This is a genomic window from Aeromicrobium sp. Root344 (assembly GCF_001425755.1).
GTDB lineage: Bacteria > Actinomycetota > Actinomycetes > Propionibacteriales > Nocardioidaceae > Aeromicrobium.
Map to the genome: position 1 here is coordinate 1359997 of NZ_LMDH01000001.1, position 18393 is coordinate 1378389.

Consider the following 18393-nt stretch of genomic DNA (forward strand, 5'->3'; position numbering starts at 1 on the left):
TCTAGGGCGCGTTGAGCGGATCCTGCTCGACCCCGAACCCGCAGTGCTTCGCGACGAAGTCGAAGATCTGCTTCTTCTGCGGCTCGGTGAACCGCAGGAAGAAGAACGCCGGCCCGGACCGCGTGCTGTCGACGTGGAGCGGCATCGTCGCGCCCGTACGATCCTCGGCGACGACGTGGATGTCGCACCGGTTCGGGATGATCTCCAGGGTCGTGCGGTACGCCCCGCTGCCCGCGACGAGCTCGTGCCGGATGTTCGACCCGGGCGCCGGCTTGAGCAACGTGGTCCCGTCGACCGGTCCGAGGCGCACCGGTCCGCCGTTCTCGCGAGCCGTGAACGTCATGCCGACCTTGAGCACCGAGTCGCGGCCCTTGCCCTCCACCGGGAACGTGTCGTCGACCGTGAGGTCGGCGATGGTGCTCTCGGCACAGTCGCGCTTCATGAACAGCGCGACGCTGCCGTAGTGGTCCTTGGGCTCGACGACGGACGTCCGCGCCTGGCCCTCGCCGACCCGGTACGTCACCCGGGCCGTCGCGTCGATCCCGGAGCCGGACTTCTTCGTGGGGCAGCTTGCGGGTGCCATCGACATCGTCAGGTTGACCGTCGCGCCGGCCGGGATCGTCGCAGGCCCCTCGTACGTGGACGCTTTGCCGAGCCGGGTCGAGGTCAACCGGGCCGCCGACACCGTGACGGGCTTGGCCCCGTGGTTGACGACCTGGAGCTGGAAATGACGGTTCTGCAGGTCCTGGCGTGCCTGCTCGACCCGGAACGTCACGCCCTTCGGCACGTCACTCAACCCGTCCCCGTCGCTGCCGCCGCACGCGGCCAGCGGCAGCAGGAGGAGCAGGGCGAGCGCACGACGCATGACCACGATCGTAGGGCGATCAGGTCAGGTCAGGCATCCTTGAGCGTCCGCCACGACACCACCGCTGCGGCCAGCGCCACGATGATCGCCGTCGCCGAGGTGAGCTGCACGCCGAGGTCGAACGCCTCGTGCGCCGAGCGGACCATCGCCTCGCCCACACCGTTGGGGTAGAACTTGGCGTACTCGACGGTGCCTCCGAGGGTCTCGAACGTCTGGTCGTTCTCGCCCCACTTCGCCACCGCGGGCACCGTCAGGTGCGACCGGTAGGTCGAGGTGAGGATGCTGCCCAGCACCGCGGTGCCCAGCACGGCACCCACCTCGTACGCCGTCTCGGAGATCGCCGATGCAGAGCCCGCCTTGAAGGGCGGAACGCTCGACAGCATCAGGTCGTTGGTCAACGTCTCGGCCAGCCCGATCCCGAGTCCGAGCACCGAGAACGCGATGAGGATCGAGACCGTCGACGGCGTGCCGATGAAGGCGGCGATCGCGTACCCAGCCGCCGACAGGCCGAAGCTGCCGGCGACCAGCGCCCGCGCCGGAAAGACCCGCACGAGCCGGACCGCGGCGAACCCGGCGATGACGGTGACGAGCAGACCGGGCAGCAGCACCGTCGCCGCCGACAGGGGGGACAGGCCGACCACGAGCTGCAGGAACTGCGCCGCGAAGAACATGAACCCGGCGTAGCCCATGAGGCTCAGCAGGTTCGCCATGATCGCGCCGCTGAAGACCCGGTCGGAGAACAGCGTCATGTCGATCATCGGGTCGACGAGGCGGTGCTGCCGGCGTACGAACAGCACACCGCTGACGATGCCGACCCCGAAGCCGATCAGCGCCGCGTCGTTGAACCCGTGCTCGGCGACCTGCTTGATGCCGACGACGAATGGCAGCATCGCGGTCATCGACAGCACGATGCTGACGGCGTCGATGCGGCCGGGGCGCGGGTCACGCGACTCCGGGAGCAGGAAGACCGCCGCCACGAGGAAGACCGCGATGATCGGCACGTTGATGAAGAACACCGAGCCCCACCAGAAGTGCTCGAGGAGCCAGCCGCCCATGACGGGGCCGAGGGCCGCACCCCCGGCGAACATCGAGGCCCACGTGGCGATCGCGAGGCGGCGGTCGTCGCCGTGCGCGAAGATGTTGCGGATCAGCGACAGCGTCGACGGCATCAGGGTCGCGCCGAAGACACCGAGCAGCGCGCGCGAGGCCAGCAGCGCCTCGGCGTTGGGGCTGAACGCGGCGCACACCGAGGCGACGCCGAAGCCGACGGCGCCGATGAGCAGCAGTCGGCGACGCCCGATGCGGTCGCCGAGGCTGCCCATCGCGACGAGCAGTCCGGCCAGCATCAGCGGGTAGATGTCGACGAGCCACAGCATCTGCTCGCCGGTCGGGCGCAGCGCGGTGCTGACCTGCGGGAGGGCGAAGCTCAGCACGGTGTTGTCGATCGAGGTCAGCAGCACCGGCAGCATGAGGACGCCCAGGGCCAGCCACTCACGCAGTCCCGCGCGGGGTGCGTCGAGCTGGGGGGCGCGGTAGCGCGGGTCGATCGTGGTCATGGGGTCCTCCTTCCGGACAAGACGGTCAACTATACCGTCCAGACGGTACAGTCAACGAAGCGAAGCCGGGTGATATTCCTCTCGGTAAGGTGGCCGCATGTCACAGGGAGAACGATCAACGCGCGATCGGCTGCTCGACGCGTTCGAGACGCTTCTCGTGACCGCCGGCAGCCGGGCTGCCACGCTCGACGCCGTCGCCGCGGAGGCCGAGGTCTCCAAGGGCGGGCTGCTCTATCACTTCCACAGCAAGGACGAGCTCGTCGAGGGCATGCTGACCCGGCTGCGCGAGCAGGGGGAGGCCGACGTCGCCAAGATGCGCACTGCCAAGAAGGGTCCCGTCGAGTTCTACCTCGCCACCTCGGTCAACACCGGCAGCAACTTCGACCGTGCCCTCGTCGCCGCCGGCCGCATCGCGCAGGAGAACGACTCCCGCGCCTCGGCCGCGCTCGCCGACCTCCGCGAGGGCTGGTTCACGGTGCTGCGCGAGCACCTCGGTGACGAGTCGCTCGCCCGCACGATCCAGCTCATCGGCGACGGGCTCTACTTCGACGACACCACGGGCCTGACAGAGAAGAATGCCCTCAAGCACGTCCGCGCCGTGCTGAAACGCCTCGACGTCCTTTAGGAGTTCACCGCGCGTCGGCTGCGCGTGCACGGGCAGGTCACCCGGCGCCCCTGCACTCGAGGCATGACACTCCTTCATCCGTACGTCCGCCGCACGGCACTCGCCCTGGGCGGGGCCGCCATCGCCACCGGTGCCGTCGCAGTCCCTGCGACCGCCGAGAAGGCACCCGCCACGACGCACCACCAGGCCATCACGGTGTTCGCGCATCGCGGCGCCTCGGGCTACCGGCCCGAGCACACCCTCGCCGCGTACGCCCTGGCGATCAAGCTGGGCGCCGACTACATCGAGCCCGACCTCGTCAGCACCAAGGACGGCGTCCTCGTCGCCCGTCACGAGAACGAGATCAGCGGCACGACCGACGTCGCCGATCACCCCGAGTTCGCCCAGCGCAAGACCACGAAGACCGTCGACGGCGTCGCCGAGACCGGCTGGTTCACCGAGGACTTCACCCTCAAGGAGCTCAAGACGCTGCGAGCCAAGGAGCGGCTGCCTTCCGTGCGCCCGGGCAACACCCGCTACGACGGGCGCTTCGAGATCCCGACGTTCGACGAGGTCCTCGCCCTGGCGAACTCCGAGAGCCGCAAGCGCGGCCGGGTCATCGGCGTGGCGCCGGAGACCAAGCACCCGACCTACTTCCGGTCGATCGGCCTGCCACTGGAGAAGCCGCTGCTGCGCTCCCTCACGAGGTACGGCCGCAACTCCAAGCACGGCAAGGTCGTCATCCAGTCGTTCGAGACCGGCAACCTGCGCAGCCTCGCGCGCCAGACCCGCGTTCCGCTGGTCCAGCTCACCTCGGCGACCGGCGCACCGTACGACCTGAAGGCCGCCGGCGACCCTCGCACGTACGCCGACCTCATGACGCCGGCCGGGCTGCGCGACGTCGCGACGTACGCGGACTGGCTCGGGCCGGAGAAGAACAGCATCATCCCGCGTGACGCCCAGGGCTTCCTGACGTCGCCGACGCCACTGGTCAAGGACTCGCACCGGGCCGGACTGAAGGTCGTCGCCTACACGTTCCGCGACGAGAACCAGTTCCTGCCGGCCGACTATCGCGACGGCACCGACCCCAACGCGAAGGGCGACATCTTCGCCGAGCTCAACACGTTCTTCGAGGCCGGGCTCGATGGCGTCTTCGCGGACTACACCGACAGCGCGGATGCCGCGCGCGACTGGTGGGAAGAGAGCTAGAAGCCTGTCGCGAGCGGGCTCGGAGTTCTAGAGTCGGAGCATGTGCCGCAACATTCGTACCCTCCACAACTTCGAGCCCGCCGCGACCAATGACGAGGTCCAGGCCGCCGCGCTGCAGTACGTCCGCAAGATCAGCGGGGCGACCAAGCCCTCGAAGGCCAACGAAGAGGTGTTCAACCGCGCTGTCGCCGAGATCGCCCACATCACCGGACACCTCCTCGAGGACCTCGTGACGACCGCGCCGCCCAAGGACCGCGAGGTCGAGGCGGCCAAGGCCAAGGCCCGCTCGGCGGCCAGGTTCGCCTCCGCCTGACCCTCGACTCGTCGGCGGCCCGGCCGGTTCGGTGCCCCGACGTATCGTGAACCTCGCCATTGCGCGGCCGAGGGGCACCGCGCCCACGCGTCACAGATTGGGCGATCACCATGCCGCGTCTCACAATTGCGCCGTCGCGCGCCGCCCGGGTGCCTCGTTGGGCGGGCGTCTTCCTCGGCGTCTGGGCCATCACCTGCGCGGTGCTGACCGTGTTCGTCCCGCTGCGTCACCTGACCCGGCCCGTCTGGACCGCTCTCGACGACTACGTCCTCTTCCTGTCGCCCAACCTCGCCTGGGCCGCGTTCCTGGGACTGCTCGCCGCGGCCGTCGCCGCTCGCAAGCGCCCGGCGTGGTGGGTCCTCATCGGCCTCCTGGTCGTCAACCTGTCGAGCTCCAGGCTGCTGGTCGACGGCGTCAGTCCGCGGTCGGTCGCGAGCACGGCTGTCGCTGCCGTGGGGCTGCTCGGCGTGGTGTTGGCGCGCCGACAGTTCACCACCGCGGTGAGGCGGGCCTCGTTCGCCAAGGCGCTCGTGGTGCTCGTCCTCGGCATCACCGTCAGCACGCTTGCTGGGACGGCGCTCCTCATGCTCGTGCACGGCGACCTTCCCGCGTCGGAGCGGCTGTCGTGGACGCTCAACAAGGTCGGCGGCGGCCTCGTCGAGAACGGTGTCTTCGACGGCCGGCCACCCGAGTGGGTCGGTGACCTCCTCGGACTGCTCGGCGCGCTCTCCCTACTCGGGGCAGTGGCCACGATCTTCCAGAGCCAGACCCTCAGGGCCGAGCTCGCGGCGCCGGAGGAGAGCGCGCTGCGCGCCCTGCTGGGAATCCACGGTGGGCAGGACTCGCTGGGCTATTTCGCCACTCGGCGCGACAAGGCCGTCGTGTTCGCCCCCAACGGTCGCGCGGCGGTGCTCTATCGCGTCGAGATCGGTGTCTGCCTCGCGAGCGGTGACCCCATCGGAGATCGCGAGTCCTGGCCCGCGGCGATCACTGCGTGGCAGCGCATCGCGGAGGACCACGGCTGGGCGCAGGCCGTCATGGGGTCCAGCGAGGCCGGCGCCCACGCGTACGAACGAGCGGGTCTCACAGCCATCCAGCTCGGCGACGAGGCCATCATCGAGACCCACGGATTCAGCCTGCGTGGCGCCGACATGCATGTCGTACGCCAGGCGGTGCGTCGCGTCGAGCGCCTGGGCTACACCGCCCGCATCCGGCGGCACGGCTCGGTCGCGACGGCTGACATGGCGCGCGTCATCGACCGCGCCGACCAGTGGCGCGGGGACGAGACGGAGCGAGGGTTCTCGATGGCGCTCGGTCGTCTCGGCGATCCAGCCGATGCCGCGTGCGTCCTCGTCGAGGCGTTGGACGGCGACGGGGAGCTCAGGGCGCTGCTCTCGTTCGTCCCGTGGGGACCGACGGGCATGTCCCTCGACCTCATGCGCCGCGACCCGGCGGCCCCCAACGGTGTCATCGAGTTCATGGTGTCGGAGCTGACGCGCCAGGGTCCGGCGATGTCGGTGCTGCGCATATCGCTCAACTTCGCCGTGTTCCGCGCGGCGTTCGAGGAGGGCAACCGCATCGGCGCGGGGCCGGTCCTGCGGGTCTGGCGCCGGCTGCTCATCCTGCTGTCGCGGTGGTGGCAGCTCGAGGCGCTGTACCGCTCGAACGTGAAGTTCTTGCCGACGTGGAACCCGCGATTCCTGTGCTACGCCGATGCCCGGATGCTCGCCCGGATCGGCGTCGCCTCGGGCATGGCGGAGGGATTCGTGACGATCCCCGCCTGGATGCGCAGCACGAAGGGCATCGCGCCTCCCGGGCTCAGCGCGGAGCAGCTCGAGCAGATCACCGCCGATCTGCTTGCGGAGACCGCTCGAGCGCAGGCCGATCCGCTGCCACCGGTCAGGTCCAGGACCCGGCACGCCAAGCTCGACGCGCTCACGACGTACGGCATGGCGCCCTATCCGGCCGCCGACAGTCCCCATCCCGTCGCCGGCGCGATCGAGGCGCCCGGACAGGTCACGGTGTCAGGGCGCATCGTGCACCTTCGCGACCACGGCGGCGTGGTGTTCGTCGACCTCCGGGACTGGACCGGCGACGTCCAGGTGGTCCTGGCGCGTGACGGGATGCCGGTCGAGGCGCTTTCAGCCTTCCGCCGGAGCTGCGACACCGGCGACCTCGTCGACTTCACGTGCTGCCCGAGGACCACCGACACCGGGCACCGGTCGCTGTTCGCCTCGTCGTGGCGCATGAGCGCGAAGTCCCTCCACCCGGCCGACCCTGGCGACCGGTCGAAGGACGCGGATGCCTGCGACGTGCTCCGCACCCGGAGCGCGGTCATCCGTAGCCTCCGCGGCGTCATGGAGCGCCGGGACTTCACCGAGGTCGAGACGCCGGTCCTCCAGCCCGTCCACGGCGGCGCGAACGCGCGCCCGTTCGCGACGCACCTCAACGCGTACGACCTGGACCTGACGCTGCGGATTGCCCCGGAGCTCTATCTCAAACGTCTCTCCGTCGCCGGCATGGAACGGGTCTTCGAGATCGGCCGGGTGTTCCGGAACGAGGGCATCGACCGGCGGCACCACCCGGAGTTCACCTCGCTCGAGGCGTACCAGGCTCACGCCGACTACGCCGACATGCGGACGCTGTGCCGGTCCCTGATCCTCGACGCCGCGGTCGCGGCCCACGGCGACGCCGTCGCCCTGCACCCCGTGCACGGCCGGTGCGACCTGACCGGCGACTGGCCCGTCGTCACGGTGCACGAGGCAGTCTCCGCGGCCCTCCAGGAGACGGTGGACCTCGACACCCCTGCGGCGCTCCTGACCAAGCTCTGCCAGGTCCACGATGTCGCCGTGCCCGACACCGACGATCCCGGCAGCCTCGTCGTGGCGCTCTATGAGGCGCTGGTCGAGCCCGCCACGACGATGCCGACGTTCTATGCCGACTTCCCGACCACGGTCTGTCCCCTGACCCGCTCGAAGGACACCGAGCCGGCCATTGCGGAGCGCTGGGACCTGGTCGCGTTCGGCATGGAGATCGCGACGGCCTACAGCGAGCTCACCGACCCCGTCGAGCAACGCCGGCGCCTGCGCGCGCAGTCGTTGCTCGCCGCCGGAGGCGATGTCGAGGCCATGCAGCTCGACGAGGAGTTCCTGGCGTCGCTCGAGCGGGGGATGCCGCCCACCGGCGGCCTCGGCCTCGGTGTCGACCGGCTCCTCATGATGTTGACCGGCCGACCGATCCGCGACGTCATCGCGTTCCCGCTGACGCGTGGGCCATCGGGCACGCGACTGTGAACCGCGCCGTCAGGCTGCTGCTGCTCGCCGGCGGCCTCCTGTATGCCAACTGGGTCGTCCAGCTGGTCCTGCCGGTCCACCTGAGCGTGTTGACCAGCTATGTCAGCGAGCTCTCGGCGCTCTCACGTCCGTACCACCAGGTGTTTCGGTCGCTGGACGTCCTCAGCGGAGTCCTCGTGATGGCCGGCGCGACGGCCGGCCTGGTCGTGGCACGTCGTGACCGGCCGGCCGTTGCGGCGTGGGCGGCGCTCGCGCTGTTCGGCCTCTCCAACATCCTCGACGCCCTGACACCGCTGCCGTGCACCCTGACGGTCGGCGCCGCCTGCAACACGTCGGCGCCGCACGACGCCTGGGGATGGGTCGGCGATCCTCACCTCTACGCCAGCCTCGGCGAGGAGGTGTTCTTCGCTGCTGCCCTCGTGGCGGTCGTGATCGCCCTCCGCGCGGGTGGGGCGACGGTCGCGACCCGGGGCCGGGCCGAGGTGCTCGGCGCCGTCGCGGTCTGCGCGAGCGTCGTCGCCGGGCTCCTGACGGCCCAGCTCAACTTCCTCGGGCACGACCTGCTGCTGGGTCTCGCACAACGTGTCGAGGTGCTGCTCATGGCGCTCTGGATCGCGCTCATCCCCGTGGAGCTCGTCAAGCCACCGCGTCGATCGCCGCGTGGCAGCCGGAGGTCACTCCACGTGCACTGAGCTGCTCAGCGTGAGGTCAGGACTTGCGCAACTTGAGGAAGATGCTCGGACCGAAGTTGCTGCGCGCCAGGCGACGCTGTGTGAGGCGCTCGGCCGTCAGCAGGACCTTGGTCGGCAGCGCCTTCTTGAGCGTCTGGCTCCGCAGGTTGGACACCGAGAGCTTGTCGTCGAGCGTCAAGCCGGCGGCACCGAGCTGACCGACGACGGTGTCGATGTTGTGGTTGACGAACGCGATCGCGTCGGGCTCGTCGGCGCGCACCGTGCGGATGCTGACCGGCTCGGTCGGCAGCGGAGTGCCTTCCCTCTTGTGCCGGCGACGGTTCTTGTAGTGACCGTAGTTGGCGACCTCGATGATCGCGGTGCCTCCGGGCGCGAGCACACGGGAGATCTCAGCGAACTCCGCCGTCGGGTCGGGCAGGTGGTGCATGACCCGGATCATCGTGATCAGGTCGAGCTCGCCGTCGGCGAACTTGAGGTCGTCGGCCTGCATCTGGGCCTGCTTGATGTCGGTGCCCTCGAGCACCTTCTTGGCGGCCTCGAGCTGTGTCGCAGCGGGCTCGGCCAGCGTGACCTCGTCGGCGAACGTACGAAGCAGGATGCAGAGGCGACCGAAGCCACCACCGATGTCGGCAGCCTTGCCGTAGTGGTTGCCCTTCAGCAGCCGGCGGATCGCGATGTGCTCGGCGGCGTTCTCGTAGTCGCGGTTGTCCCAGTACTTGGTGTAGTCGTAGTCGCGCTCGTACTGGTTGGCGACCTTCTTGGAGGGCTGTTGTTCAGTCACGCCGACCACAGTAACAACCGGCGATCGTGACCTCTCAATCGAACGTTCGGGGCCCGAAGACCGGGGTCTCCTTGGCGGTGCCTGCCTTGCGGGCGATCGTCGTGTTCTTGGCCTTGAACATCGCCGACTGCAACCGGCGCTCCAGCCGGTACGCCCCACGGAGGCTGCGGTGGCGGTTGGCGTAGATCAGCTTCTTGGTCGCCGCCACCGAGTCGGGCGAACGTTCGACGACCTGGTCGACCAGGGCGAGAGCGGCCTTGAGCGGCTCGTCGCTGACCTCCGTCGCCAGGCCCAGCTCGGCGGCGCGGGTGCCGGTGATCGGCTCGCCCGTCATCGACAGGCGCATCACGACGTCGGCGGGCAGCAGCTCGTTGAACGGCACCGTGCCGGCCATGTCCGGGACGAGGCCCCACTTCGCCTCGAGGATCGACCAGGTCGCGTCCGGCGTGGTGAACCGGAAGTCAGCGCCCACCGCGAGCTGCAGCCCGGCGCCGTAGCAGTGCCCGTGGACGACGGCGATGACCGGCACCGGAAGGCTCCGCCACACGGCGGTGACCTTCTGGAACCGGTTGAGCGACCGCGGCCCGGCGAAGAAGAACCGCGCGACGCGCCTCTTGTCCTTGAACGCGGCACCGAAGTCGAGGCCCGCGCAGAACGAGCGGCCCTTGCCCTGCAGCACCACGGCCCGGATGTCGCGGTTGCTCCTGAGCGACTCCGCGGCGGCGATCAGCTCGGTGATGAGCTCGAGGTCGACGCCGTTGAGCTTGTCGGGCCGGTTGAGCCACACGTACGCGATCGGGCCGTCGATCTCGGTGAGGACACGGGGTTCGGTCATGCCCGTCAGGCTATCCGGCTCGTACGCCCGTCAGCCGCCTGACCAGCACAGAACCGGTCTCATCCACAGATGTTTGAAAATGCAACCCGGGGGCAATACCCCCGCATGGTCAACGTCAAGAGGCTCCCGCTCCCGCTCATCGAGACCTACGAGTGGCAGTACCAGGGGGCGTGCATGGGTGCCGACAGCGAGGTGTTCTTCTCCCCGGAGGCCGAGCGGGGAGCCAAGCGCGCCCGCCGCGAGGAGAACGCCAAGAAGGTGTGCTTCACGTGCCCCGTCATCGACCGCTGCCGCGAGCACGCGTTGACCGTGCAGGAGCCCTACGGGGTGTGGGGTGGGATGACCGAGAGTGAACGCGCGGCGCTGGTGCGCCAGCCGATCGCCAGCTGACTCCGCCGCCCGACGCTGCGGGCTGCCACCTGCGGTGTACAAAGGAAATGACACGTCCATCCGCCACGTGACCGCGAAGGCCTGATGCGTATGCCCGCCGCACGACAGCCCAGCACCTCAGCCAAGATCCTCTACCGTCCCGTCGGCATCGTCAGCTCGATCGCCGGCGGGCTCCTCGCCTCGCTGATCTTCAAGCAGGTGTGGAAGCGCGTCAGCCGCGGCGACAACGCCGACCCGCCGACGCCCCTGCAGTCGGAGTACGCGTTCAAGGAGATCATGCTCGCCGCCCTGCTGCAGGGCGCGATCTTCGCCGGCGTCAAGGCCCTCATCCAGCGCCAGGGCGCCAAGGGCTTCCAGCGCGTGACCGGCGAATGGCCGGGTTCATGAGCGAGCGCAGCGAGCGAACCATCAGGACGGTCATGGCGTTGCCTCACTATCGTGGGCTTTTCAGTGAGGTGACGACATGACATCCACGTCCGAGCTCCTCGCCGACGCGTTCGGCCGCATCAACGAGGGCTCGAGGATGGTCGTGGACGGCCTCACGCCCGCCGACCTGAGCCACCGCATCGCCCCCGGCGCCAACACGATCGGCTGGCTCGTCTGGCACCTCATGCGCGTCCAGGACAACCACGTCGCTGAAGCCGCCGGTACGGACGAGGTCTGGAGCTCGGCCGGTTGGTACAAGCGGTTCGCCCTCCCGTTCGACGAGCGGGCCACCGGCTACGGGCACAGCCGCGACGACGTCGACACGGTGCACGTCGAGGCGGAGCTGCTGGTCGGTTACGCCCAGGCCGTCACCGACGTGACGCTCCGCTATGTCGACGGGCTCTCCGACGCCGACCTCGACCGCGTCGTCGACGACTCGTGGGACCCGCCCGTGACCCTCGCCGTGCGCCTCATCAGCGTGGTCGGCGACGACCTCAAGCACCTCGGCCAGGCCGAGTACGTACGCGGTCTGCTCTGACGGCGGGCCATGATGGCTGCATGCTGACAGCCGAGTCGCTCACCGACGTCGAGACGCCCGCCGTGGTGATCGACCTGGCCCAGGTCGAGCGCAACGTCGATGAGATGTCCGCCGCCGCGGGCGCACACGGCGTGCGCCTGCGCCCCCACATCAAGTCGCACAAGATCCCCGAGCTCATGCGGTTGCAGCTCGCCGGCGGGGCGATCGGCGCCACCTGCGCGACGCTCCGCGAGGTCGAGGTCATGATCGACGCCGGCTGCCCGAGCGTGACGCTGGCCTTCCCGTTGCTGTCCGCCGACAAGGTTGCGCGTCTGGCGGCGCTCCGCGAACGCGCCGAGATCCGGGTGACGCTCGACTCGGTCGAAGCCGCGACGCAGCTCGGCCGCGCGGCGGGCTCGCAGCCGTTCGACGTCCTGCTCGAGGTCGACACCGGGCAGGGTCGTCTCGGCCGGCCGCCCGGCGCTCCCAGCGTCGAGCTCGGCCTCCAGATCGCGGCCGTCCCCGGCGTACGCCTCGTGGGCGTCTCGAGCCACGCCGGTCACGCGTATGCCGCGAGGAGCACGGACGACCTCGCGCGCATCGCTGCAGAGGAGGCCGGCGACCTCGTGCGTACGGCCGAGGAGCTGCGCCGCCACGGCCTCGACGTGCCGGAGATCAGTGTCGGGTCGACACCGTCGGCCCGCGCCGGGTTCGGGCTCGGGATGACCGAGTCGCGCCCCGGCACGTACCTGATGAACGACGCCAACATGGTGCGCCTCGGCGTCGCGACACACGAGACCTGCGCGGCGTTCGTGCTGGCCACCGTGATCTCCCGGCCGGCGCAGGACCGGGTCGTCATCGACGCGGGCAGCAAGATGCTGAGCAGCGACGGGTTCGGCCGCGACGACTGGGTCCACGTGCTGCACCGGCCCGACCTGCACCCGGCCTTCCTCAGCGAGGAGCACGGCGTCTTCCACGCCGACGACCCGGCAACCGCGCCGGCGATCGGCGACCGCGTGCTCGTGGTCCCGCACCACGTCTGCACCATGATGAACCTCGCCGACGAGGTCCATCTCGTACGCGCGGAGGGCCTCGTCGAGACCGTCCCGGTGCCGGCCCGCGGGCACTGAAAACCGCTCCAATTTGTGGTCCGCAAAGACAAATAACGAGACATTTCACACGTGTGACGTGGAACCGTGCGTTCTTGCAGCGGAGAGGGCATGATCGAGCGATGGTTGATGTCGACGCAACATTGGATGAAGCAGGAATCAAGAACCCACACGTGCGTGAGTACGTGAAGCACTGGGCCGATCTGACCGGAGCGGAGCGGGTCGAGGTGGTCAGCGCCGCCGATGACTCGCGCCTGATCGCCGAGGCGCTCGAGGACGGTGAGCTCCTGCCGGCCGGCGAGGGGCTCTACTACTCGCGCAGCTACGTGAAGGACACCGCGCGCTCCGAGGAGCGCACGATCGTCGCCACGAACGATCCCAAGGATCAGGGCGTCTACAACAACTGGCGGCCTGCCTCGGAGATGAAGCCCATGCTGGAGGACCGCATGCGCGGCGCCTCGGCGGGCAAGACGATGTACGTCATCCCCTACCTCATGGCCCCTCCCGGCAACGCGCTCGCCCCGTGGGCCGCCGGCGTCCAGGTCACCGACACCCGCACCGTCGTGCTCCACATGATTCGCATGGCCCGCGTCGGCGCCGAGTTCCTCGAGGCCCTGGAGGACCCCGAGCAGTTCGTGCGCGCCGTCCACGTCACCGGCGACCTGGAGAACCTCGGCCAAGGCACCCCCGACGACCAGCGCTACTTCGTCACGGTCGCCGACGAACGTACGATCCTGCACTTCGGCTCGTCCTACGGCGGCAACGCGCTGCTGGGCAAGATCGCCCACGGCCTGCGCCAGGGAGCGTACGACGGCTGGGCGTCGCGCAAGTTCCTCGCCGAGCAGTACATGCTCATCGGCATCAAGGACAAGCAGACCGGCAAGACCTACCACATCTGTGGCGGCTTCCCGAGTGCCTCGGGCAAGACCAACCTCGCCATGATGCTGGCCCCCGACGTGCTGGGCGACCGCTATCACGTGTCGTTCTACGGCGACGACATCGCGTGGCTCTGGGTCGACGAGGAGAGCGGCAAGCTCTACGGCATGAACCCCGAGTACGGGGTCTTCGGCGTCGCCAAGGACACCAACGAGGGCACCAACCCGACTGCGCTCGCCTCGATCGCCGAGGGCACGCACGCGATCTTCACCAACATCGCCTACAACGCCAAGACCCACGAGGTCTGGTGGGAGGGCCGCACGCCCCAGCCTCCGGCCGACACCGACGGCTGGCTCGACTGGACGGGCGCCCCGATCGCCGACCGCGAGGCGGGCGACGACAGCCCGTGGGCGCACCCCAACAGCCGCTTCACGACGCAGCTCGACAACGTGCCCAACATCGCCGACGACTACAACGCCGCCGCCGGTGTGCCGATCGACGCGATCATCTTCGGTGGTCGCACACGCGACCGCGAGCCGCTGATCCGCGCCATCACCGACCTCGCCGAGGGCGTCTACGACGGCCTCACGCTGGGTGCCGAGGCGACGTCCGCGGCCGAGGGCGTCGAGGGCATGCTCCGCTACGACCCGATGTCCAACCGCCCCTTCATGGCGTACGGCGAGGGCGACTACGCGGAGCACTACCTCAAGATCGTCGGCGCAGCCAAGGACCTGCCGATCTTCGCGCACGTCAACTGGTTCCAGAAGGACCCCGAGGACGGTCACTACCTGTGGCCCGGCTACCGCGACAACCTCCGCCCGCTCCTGTGGCTGCTGCAGCTCAAGGCCGGCGAGGTCACGGGTCGCCAGACGCCGGTCGGCATCATCCCCACCGCCGAGGAGCTCAACCTCGACGGCGTCGACATCTCCGACAAGGACCTCGAGACGATCCTGTCGATCGACAACGCGCGCTGGCGCCAGGAGATGGGCTTCCGCGAGGAGCACCTCCAGCAGTTCGACAACATGCCCGAGGCGATCTGGGAGGCGCACCGTCGGGTGTCGGCCGCCTTGGACGCCGAGGCGTAAGACGTACGGATGACAGAACCCCCGGGCCGACGGTCCGGGGGTTCTGTCGTGCCGGGCAACGACCAACGATGTCGACGGGTGTCCCAATATTCCTGCCTCGGTCGAGCCTCGGGCGTGACGGACTGGCGACCGGCGGGGGACCCTGTCGCAGTCCCCGTAGGAAGGCTGCGCATGGTCAAGGTCCTGCTGACGGTCGCGGCGGCGTACCTCGCCGCGATCGGTGCCGCGCTCCTGCTGGTGCCCGCGCAGTTCGGCGTGGACGCCGTGCCGGACGATCCGTCATCCGAGCTGATCGCCCTGCTGCGCCTGCTCGGCGGACCCTTCCTGGGCATCGCGGTGCTGGACTGGCTGTGGCGCGCGATGCAGCCCTCGCCGGGACGCCGTGCGGTCCTCCTGGCCAACCTGGTGGGATTCGGATTCGTGGCCGCCAACGACGTCGTGGGGGTGCTCACCGGCGACGCGCGTGACCTCGCGCGGGTGTTCCTGGTCGTGCACCTGGCGTTCACGGCGGCCTTCGTGGTCGCGGTGCGGCAGGAGCACGTGAGATCGAAGGGAGCAGCATGACTGAGCTGACGGTGGACGTCATCACCTCGCTGGACGGCTTCGGAGCAGCGCACGAGTGGCCCGGGCTGTGGGGCATGGGCAGTCCGGACTACCTCGCCTGGCTGGACGAGGACTCACAGGCCGAGCACGTGCTCCTGATGGGGGCGACCACCTATCGGCTATTCGCGCAGTTCGCCGAGTCCGGAGAACCCGGCATGGAGGATCTCACCAGCCGCCGCGCGATCGTGTTCTCCCACACCATGGAGGAGCCACCCACCTGGCCGAACGCGACGCTGGTCTCCGACGACGCGATCGAGACCGTGCGAACCCTCAAGCAGGAGAGCGAGCTGCCGCTGCGCACCATCGGCAGCCTCAGTCTGTGCCGCTCCCTGCTGGCCGCCGGTCTTGTCGATCGCTACCGGGTCGTCGTCTTCCCGGTGGTCAACGGCGCGACCGGCTACGACCGGATCTACGACGGGTGGCCCGACGTCCGGCTGGAGCTCGTGAGCTCGCGAACGTTCGACGGCGGGCAGCAGCTCCTCGAGTACGTCCCGACCGTCCTCGACGGTCCGCCCGGAGTCTCGTGACCGCAGGTCGTCGAACACAGAACGATCCACAGATGACAGAAGGGCCCCGACGAAGAACCATGTCGGAGCCCTGCTGTCTTCTGTGCGCGAGGGGGGATTTGAACCCCCACGCCCTTGCGGACACTGGCACCTGAAGCCAGCGCGTCTACCATTCCGCCACCCGCGCGTGATCCCGTAGGACCGGTTCGCAAGTCTAACAGGCTGATTCAGGTGCGATTCCTCACGCCCGCCCCCGCTGCAAAGTAGCGGGGATGGCCGCTCCCGATACGATCGCAGGGTAGAACCACGACAACCGGAAAGGCGGAGGCTGATGGCGGGGGTGCTGCAGCGATTCGAACAACGCCTCGAGGGCGCGGTGACCAGCGCGTTCGCCCGTGCGTTCCGCAGTGCCGTGCAGCCCGTCGAGATCGCCGCCGCGCTGCAGCGCGAGGTCGACAACTCGGCGCACATCCTGTCGCGCGAGCGGATGCTCGTGCCCAACGTCTTCACCGTCGAGCTGTCCCCGCCTGACTTCGACCGGCTCAACCCGTTCAGCACGACGCTGGCCGACGAGCTGGCGACGCTGGTCAAGGAGCACGTCAGCGAGCAGCGCTACACGATGGCCGGCCCGCTCGAGATCTCGTTCACCAAGACCGGTGAGCTGAGCACGGGCCGCTTCCGCGTACGCAGCAAGACCAATGCTTCGGTGACCCCGGTCGTCGGACAGCGCATGACCGAGACCGCGATCCGCAGCTCCGACGTGCTGCTCGAGGTCAACGGCATGAAGCACCCCATCAGCCCTCCGGGCGTCGTCATCGGTCGGGGCAACGAGGCCGACCTCAAGATCGACGACCCGGGCATCTCCCGCAGGCATGCGGAGATCAAGATCCACCAGAGCGGAGCCGAGACCACCGTGACGATCGTCGACCTCAACTCCACCAACGGGGTGGTGCTCAACGGTCACAAGGTCGCCACGGGCGTCGTCACCGACGGGTCCGAGATCCGTCTCGGCAACACCGTGATCGTGATCCGCATGACCGAGGCGGCCCACTAGATGTCAGAGCTCACTCTCACGCTGATCAAGCTCGGCTTCCTCGCCGTGCTGTGGCTCTTCGTGCTGTCCGCGGTCTCGGTCATCCGGTCGGACATCTTCGGCACCAAGGCGACGTCGGCCCCCAAGCCGGCCAAGAGCAAGCAGAAGGCGCCGTCGAAGTCCAAGAACCGCAAGGCACCCCGAGGCGTACCCACCAAGCTCCAGGTCGTCTCCGGGCCCAACGCCGGGCAGAGCGTGCCGCTCGGCGACAAGCCGATCCTGCTGGGCCGCGGCACCGACGCGGCGATCCGGCTCGACGACGACTACGTGTCGACGCGGCATGCCAGGTTCGCGACCAACGGCGAGCAGTGGTTCGTCGAGGACCTCGGCTCGACCAACGGCACCTACCTCGGCAGCCAGCGCATCACGTCGCCCGTCCCGATCGGCCTCGGCATCGCCGTGCGGCTGGGCAAGACCATCGTCGAGCTGCAGAAGTAGCCCATGACCGCACTGACCTTTCGCTACGTCGCGCACACCGACACCGGTCTGCGCCGATCCGGCAACCAGGACTCCGGCTACGCGAGCCCACGAATGCTTGTCATCGCCGACGGCATGGGCGGCGCGGCGGCGGGCGACCTCGCGTCGTCCGAGGTCATGCACATCATCCGCGAGCTCGACCGCGACGACCTCGACGGCGACGCGGTTGCCGCCTTGGAGGATGCCGTCGCCAAGGCCAACGCGCGACTCGGTGACCTCATCGCCGAGGACCCTGCCGTCGAGGGCATGGGCACGACGCTCGACGCACTGCTCTGGGACGGCGAGAAGTTCGCGTTCGCGCACATCGGCGACTCGCGGGTCTACCGCCTGCGCGGCGGGGAGCTGGCCCAGATCAGCAAGGACCACACGTTCGTCCAGAGCCTGATCGACGAGGGCCGGATCTCACCGGCCGAGGCTCGCGTCCACCCGCACCGCTCGCTGATCCTGCGCGCGATGCTCGGCCGCGACGACAACGGCGCCGACCTCAGCTGGGTGCAGCCCATGCTCGGCGACCGCTACCTGCTGTGCAGCGACGGGCTCACCGACATGGTGACCGACGAGGTCATTCGCAGCGCCCTGCAGTCCGAGACGATCGACATGGCCGCGACCGAGCTCGTACGCCTGGCGCTGGAGGCCGGCGGCTACGACAACGTCACCGTCGTGATCGGCGAGTTCGTCGAGGCCGGCACGCCGCCCGACGACCGGCTGTCCTCGGCCGACGGCCGGCCTCAGCTCGTCGGGGCAGCCGCCGGGCAGGCCCGGCCCCGCACGGGCGAGGGCACGAGCGGTAGCGACACTGCCACCACGGCCTCGTCCTCCTACGACCCCGAAGAGCTGCGCTACGCCCCGCAGCCACCGAGTCGTATGCGTTGGGTCCGGTGGGCGGCCGCGCTCGTGGTCGTCGCGGTGATCCTCGCCGCCGCCGGCGCGTGGGCCTACAGCTGGTCGCAGAAGCAGTACTTCGTCGCGGCCCAGGACGGCAAGGTCACGATCTTCAAGGGCGTCCAGGCCGNACATCCCCGGCATCACGCTGCAACACGTCGAACAGGTCACCGACGTGGAGCTCAGCACGCTCCCCGACTTCCGTCGCCAGCAGGTCGAGGCCGGCATCGAGGCCTCGAGCAAGGCCGACGCGGAGAAGACCGTGGCCGAGCTCGACCAGC

General features: G+C 69.2%; 19 protein-coding genes and 1 tRNA gene. 15 read left to right on the forward strand and 5 right to left on the reverse strand.

The window, feature by feature from the left end:
• Position 1 precedes the first annotated feature (1 nt).
• Complete coding sequence (locus ASC61_RS06745) at positions 2-865, reverse strand: hypothetical protein (protein ID WP_157439400.1); 864 nt, start codon at positions 863-865, stop codon at positions 2-4.
• A 29-nt stretch (positions 866-894) separates the two neighbouring features.
• On the reverse strand, positions 895-2421 hold the full coding sequence (locus tag ASC61_RS06750) for an MFS transporter (protein WP_056210573.1): 1527 nt from the start codon (positions 2419-2421) through the stop codon (positions 895-897).
• Between the two features lie 97 nt (positions 2422-2518).
• Here ASC61_RS06750 and ASC61_RS06755 point away from each other — a divergent pair, with 97 nt between their 5' ends.
• The 5 genes from ASC61_RS06755 to ASC61_RS06775 all read left to right on the forward strand — a co-directional run bounded on the left by ASC61_RS06755 (position 2519) and on the right by ASC61_RS06775 (position 8532).
• Positions 2519-3046, forward strand: a complete 528-nt coding sequence (locus tag ASC61_RS06755; protein ID WP_056210574.1) for a TetR/AcrR family transcriptional regulator — start codon at positions 2519-2521, stop codon at positions 3044-3046.
• Positions 3047-3109: 63 nt separating this feature from the next.
• Positions 3110-4234, forward strand: coding sequence for a glycerophosphodiester phosphodiesterase (locus ASC61_RS06760; protein ID WP_056210575.1), 1125 nt, complete (start codon positions 3110-3112; stop codon positions 4232-4234).
• Positions 4235-4274: 40 nt separating this feature from the next.
• Positions 4275-4547 carry a DUF2277 domain-containing protein gene (locus ASC61_RS06765; protein ID WP_056210576.1) on the forward strand — a complete coding sequence of 91 codons (273 nt, stop codon included), beginning with the start codon at positions 4275-4277 and terminating at the stop codon, positions 4545-4547.
• A gap of 110 nt (positions 4548-4657) precedes the next feature.
• A complete protein-coding gene (gene lysX, locus ASC61_RS06770) occupies positions 4658-7840 on the forward strand; it encodes a bifunctional lysylphosphatidylglycerol synthetase/lysine--tRNA ligase LysX (protein WP_056210577.1) in 3183 nt (1060 codons plus the stop codon).
• Complete coding sequence (locus tag ASC61_RS06775; RefSeq protein WP_056210578.1) at positions 7837-8532, forward strand: DUF998 domain-containing protein; 696 nt, start codon at positions 7837-7839, stop codon at positions 8530-8532. The genes lysX and ASC61_RS06775 overlap by 4 nt, the downstream gene beginning before the upstream one ends.
• 16 nt (positions 8533-8548) lie before the next feature.
• On the opposite strand, the gene ASC61_RS06780 is transcribed toward ASC61_RS06775, so the two are convergent.
• On the reverse strand, positions 8549-9313 hold the full coding sequence (locus ASC61_RS06780; protein ID WP_162243653.1) for a class I SAM-dependent methyltransferase: 765 nt from the start codon (positions 9311-9313) through the stop codon (positions 8549-8551).
• Between the two features lie 34 nt (positions 9314-9347).
• Complete coding sequence (locus ASC61_RS06785) at positions 9348-10148, reverse strand: crotonase/enoyl-CoA hydratase family protein (protein WP_056210580.1); 801 nt, start codon at positions 10146-10148, stop codon at positions 9348-9350.
• A 69-nt stretch (positions 10149-10217) separates the two neighbouring features.
• Here ASC61_RS06785 and ASC61_RS06790 point away from each other — a divergent pair, with 69 nt between their 5' ends.
• The 7 genes from ASC61_RS06790 to ASC61_RS06820 all read left to right on the forward strand — a co-directional run bounded on the left by ASC61_RS06790 (position 10218) and on the right by ASC61_RS06820 (position 15681).
• Positions 10218-10538 carry a WhiB family transcriptional regulator gene (locus ASC61_RS06790; RefSeq protein WP_442854210.1) on the forward strand — a complete coding sequence of 107 codons (321 nt, stop codon included), beginning with the start codon at positions 10218-10220 and terminating at the stop codon, positions 10536-10538.
• A 90-nt stretch (positions 10539-10628) separates the two neighbouring features.
• Entirely contained in the window at positions 10629-10925 is a 297-nt protein-coding gene (locus tag ASC61_RS06795) for a DUF4235 domain-containing protein (RefSeq protein ID WP_200935398.1), read from the forward strand.
• A 76-nt stretch (positions 10926-11001) separates the two neighbouring features.
• Positions 11002-11502, forward strand: a complete 501-nt coding sequence (locus ASC61_RS06800) for a mycothiol transferase (RefSeq protein WP_056210583.1) — start codon at positions 11002-11004, stop codon at positions 11500-11502.
• A gap of 20 nt (positions 11503-11522) precedes the next feature.
• Positions 11523-12611: an alanine racemase gene (locus tag ASC61_RS06805; protein WP_056210584.1), complete on the forward strand. Its 1089-nt coding sequence runs from the start codon at positions 11523-11525 to the stop codon at positions 12609-12611.
• 101 nt (positions 12612-12712) lie between these two features.
• Positions 12713-14551 carry a phosphoenolpyruvate carboxykinase (GTP) gene (locus ASC61_RS06810; RefSeq protein ID WP_056210585.1) on the forward strand — a complete coding sequence of 613 codons (1839 nt, stop codon included), beginning with the start codon at positions 12713-12715 and terminating at the stop codon, positions 14549-14551.
• Between the two features lie 171 nt (positions 14552-14722).
• The gene (locus tag ASC61_RS06815) at positions 14723-15115 is read left to right on the forward strand and encodes a hypothetical protein (RefSeq protein ID WP_056210586.1); all 393 of its coding nucleotides are present in this window, start codon (positions 14723-14725) and stop codon (positions 15113-15115) included.
• On the forward strand, positions 15112-15681 hold the full coding sequence (locus tag ASC61_RS06820) for a dihydrofolate reductase family protein (RefSeq protein WP_056210587.1): 570 nt from the start codon (positions 15112-15114) through the stop codon (positions 15679-15681). The genes ASC61_RS06815 and ASC61_RS06820 overlap by 4 nt, the downstream gene beginning before the upstream one ends.
• Positions 15682-15764: 83 nt before the next feature.
• Here ASC61_RS06820 and ASC61_RS06825 read toward each other — a convergent pair.
• Positions 15765-15847: transfer RNA gene (locus ASC61_RS06825), tRNA-Leu, on the reverse strand.
• A gap of 144 nt (positions 15848-15991) precedes the next feature.
• Here ASC61_RS06825 and ASC61_RS06830 point away from each other — a divergent pair.
• The 3 genes from ASC61_RS06830 to ASC61_RS20450 form a co-directional block, all read left to right on the forward strand.
• Complete coding sequence (locus ASC61_RS06830) at positions 15992-16714, forward strand: FhaA domain-containing protein (protein WP_056210588.1); 723 nt, start codon at positions 15992-15994, stop codon at positions 16712-16714.
• A complete protein-coding gene (locus ASC61_RS06835) occupies positions 16715-17191 on the forward strand; it encodes an FHA domain-containing protein FhaB/FipA (protein ID WP_056210589.1) in 477 nt (158 codons plus the stop codon).
• A 3-nt stretch (positions 17192-17194) separates the two neighbouring features.
• On the forward strand, positions 17195-18242 hold a 1048-nt coding region (locus ASC61_RS20450; protein ID WP_157439589.1), incomplete at its 3' end, for a protein phosphatase 2C domain-containing protein.
• Positions 18243-18393 lie beyond the last annotated feature (151 nt).

What these genes read in the sequence shown, in the direction of transcription:
- ASC61_RS06790 (WP_442854210.1), top strand. Translation starts at nt 10,218, where the DNA reads ATGTTTGAAAATGCAACCCGGGGGCAATACCCCCGCATGGTCAACGTC.
- ASC61_RS06750 (WP_056210573.1), bottom strand. Translation starts at nt 2,421, where the DNA reads ATGACCACGATCGACCCGCGCTACCGCGCCCCCCAGCTCGACGCACCC.
- ASC61_RS06795 (WP_200935398.1), top strand. Translation starts at nt 10,629, where the DNA reads ATGCCCGCCGCACGACAGCCCAGCACCTCAGCCAAGATCCTCTACCGT.
- ASC61_RS06805 (WP_056210584.1), top strand. Translation starts at nt 11,523, where the DNA reads ATGCTGACAGCCGAGTCGCTCACCGACGTCGAGACGCCCGCCGTGGTG.
- ASC61_RS06760 (WP_056210575.1), top strand. Translation starts at nt 3,110, where the DNA reads ATGACACTCCTTCATCCGTACGTCCGCCGCACGGCACTCGCCCTGGGC.
- lysX (WP_056210577.1), top strand. Translation starts at nt 4,658, where the DNA reads ATGCCGCGTCTCACAATTGCGCCGTCGCGCGCCGCCCGGGTGCCTCGT.
- ASC61_RS06810 (WP_056210585.1), top strand. Translation starts at nt 12,713, where the DNA reads ATGGTTGATGTCGACGCAACATTGGATGAAGCAGGAATCAAGAACCCA.
- ASC61_RS06815 (WP_056210586.1), top strand. Translation starts at nt 14,723, where the DNA reads ATGGTCAAGGTCCTGCTGACGGTCGCGGCGGCGTACCTCGCCGCGATC.
- ASC61_RS06755 (WP_056210574.1), top strand. Translation starts at nt 2,519, where the DNA reads ATGTCACAGGGAGAACGATCAACGCGCGATCGGCTGCTCGACGCGTTC.
- ASC61_RS06830 (WP_056210588.1), top strand. Translation starts at nt 15,992, where the DNA reads ATGGCGGGGGTGCTGCAGCGATTCGAACAACGCCTCGAGGGCGCGGTG.
- ASC61_RS06785 (WP_056210580.1), bottom strand. Translation starts at nt 10,148, where the DNA reads ATGACCGAACCCCGTGTCCTCACCGAGATCGACGGCCCGATCGCGTAC.
- ASC61_RS06835 (WP_056210589.1), top strand. Translation starts at nt 16,715, where the DNA reads ATGTCAGAGCTCACTCTCACGCTGATCAAGCTCGGCTTCCTCGCCGTG.
- ASC61_RS06745 (WP_157439400.1), bottom strand. Translation starts at nt 865, where the DNA reads ATGCGTCGTGCGCTCGCCCTGCTCCTCCTGCTGCCGCTGGCCGCGTGC.
- ASC61_RS06800 (WP_056210583.1), top strand. Translation starts at nt 11,002, where the DNA reads ATGACATCCACGTCCGAGCTCCTCGCCGACGCGTTCGGCCGCATCAAC.
- ASC61_RS06765 (WP_056210576.1), top strand. Translation starts at nt 4,275, where the DNA reads ATGTGCCGCAACATTCGTACCCTCCACAACTTCGAGCCCGCCGCGACC.
- ASC61_RS06820 (WP_056210587.1), top strand. Translation starts at nt 15,112, where the DNA reads ATGACTGAGCTGACGGTGGACGTCATCACCTCGCTGGACGGCTTCGGA.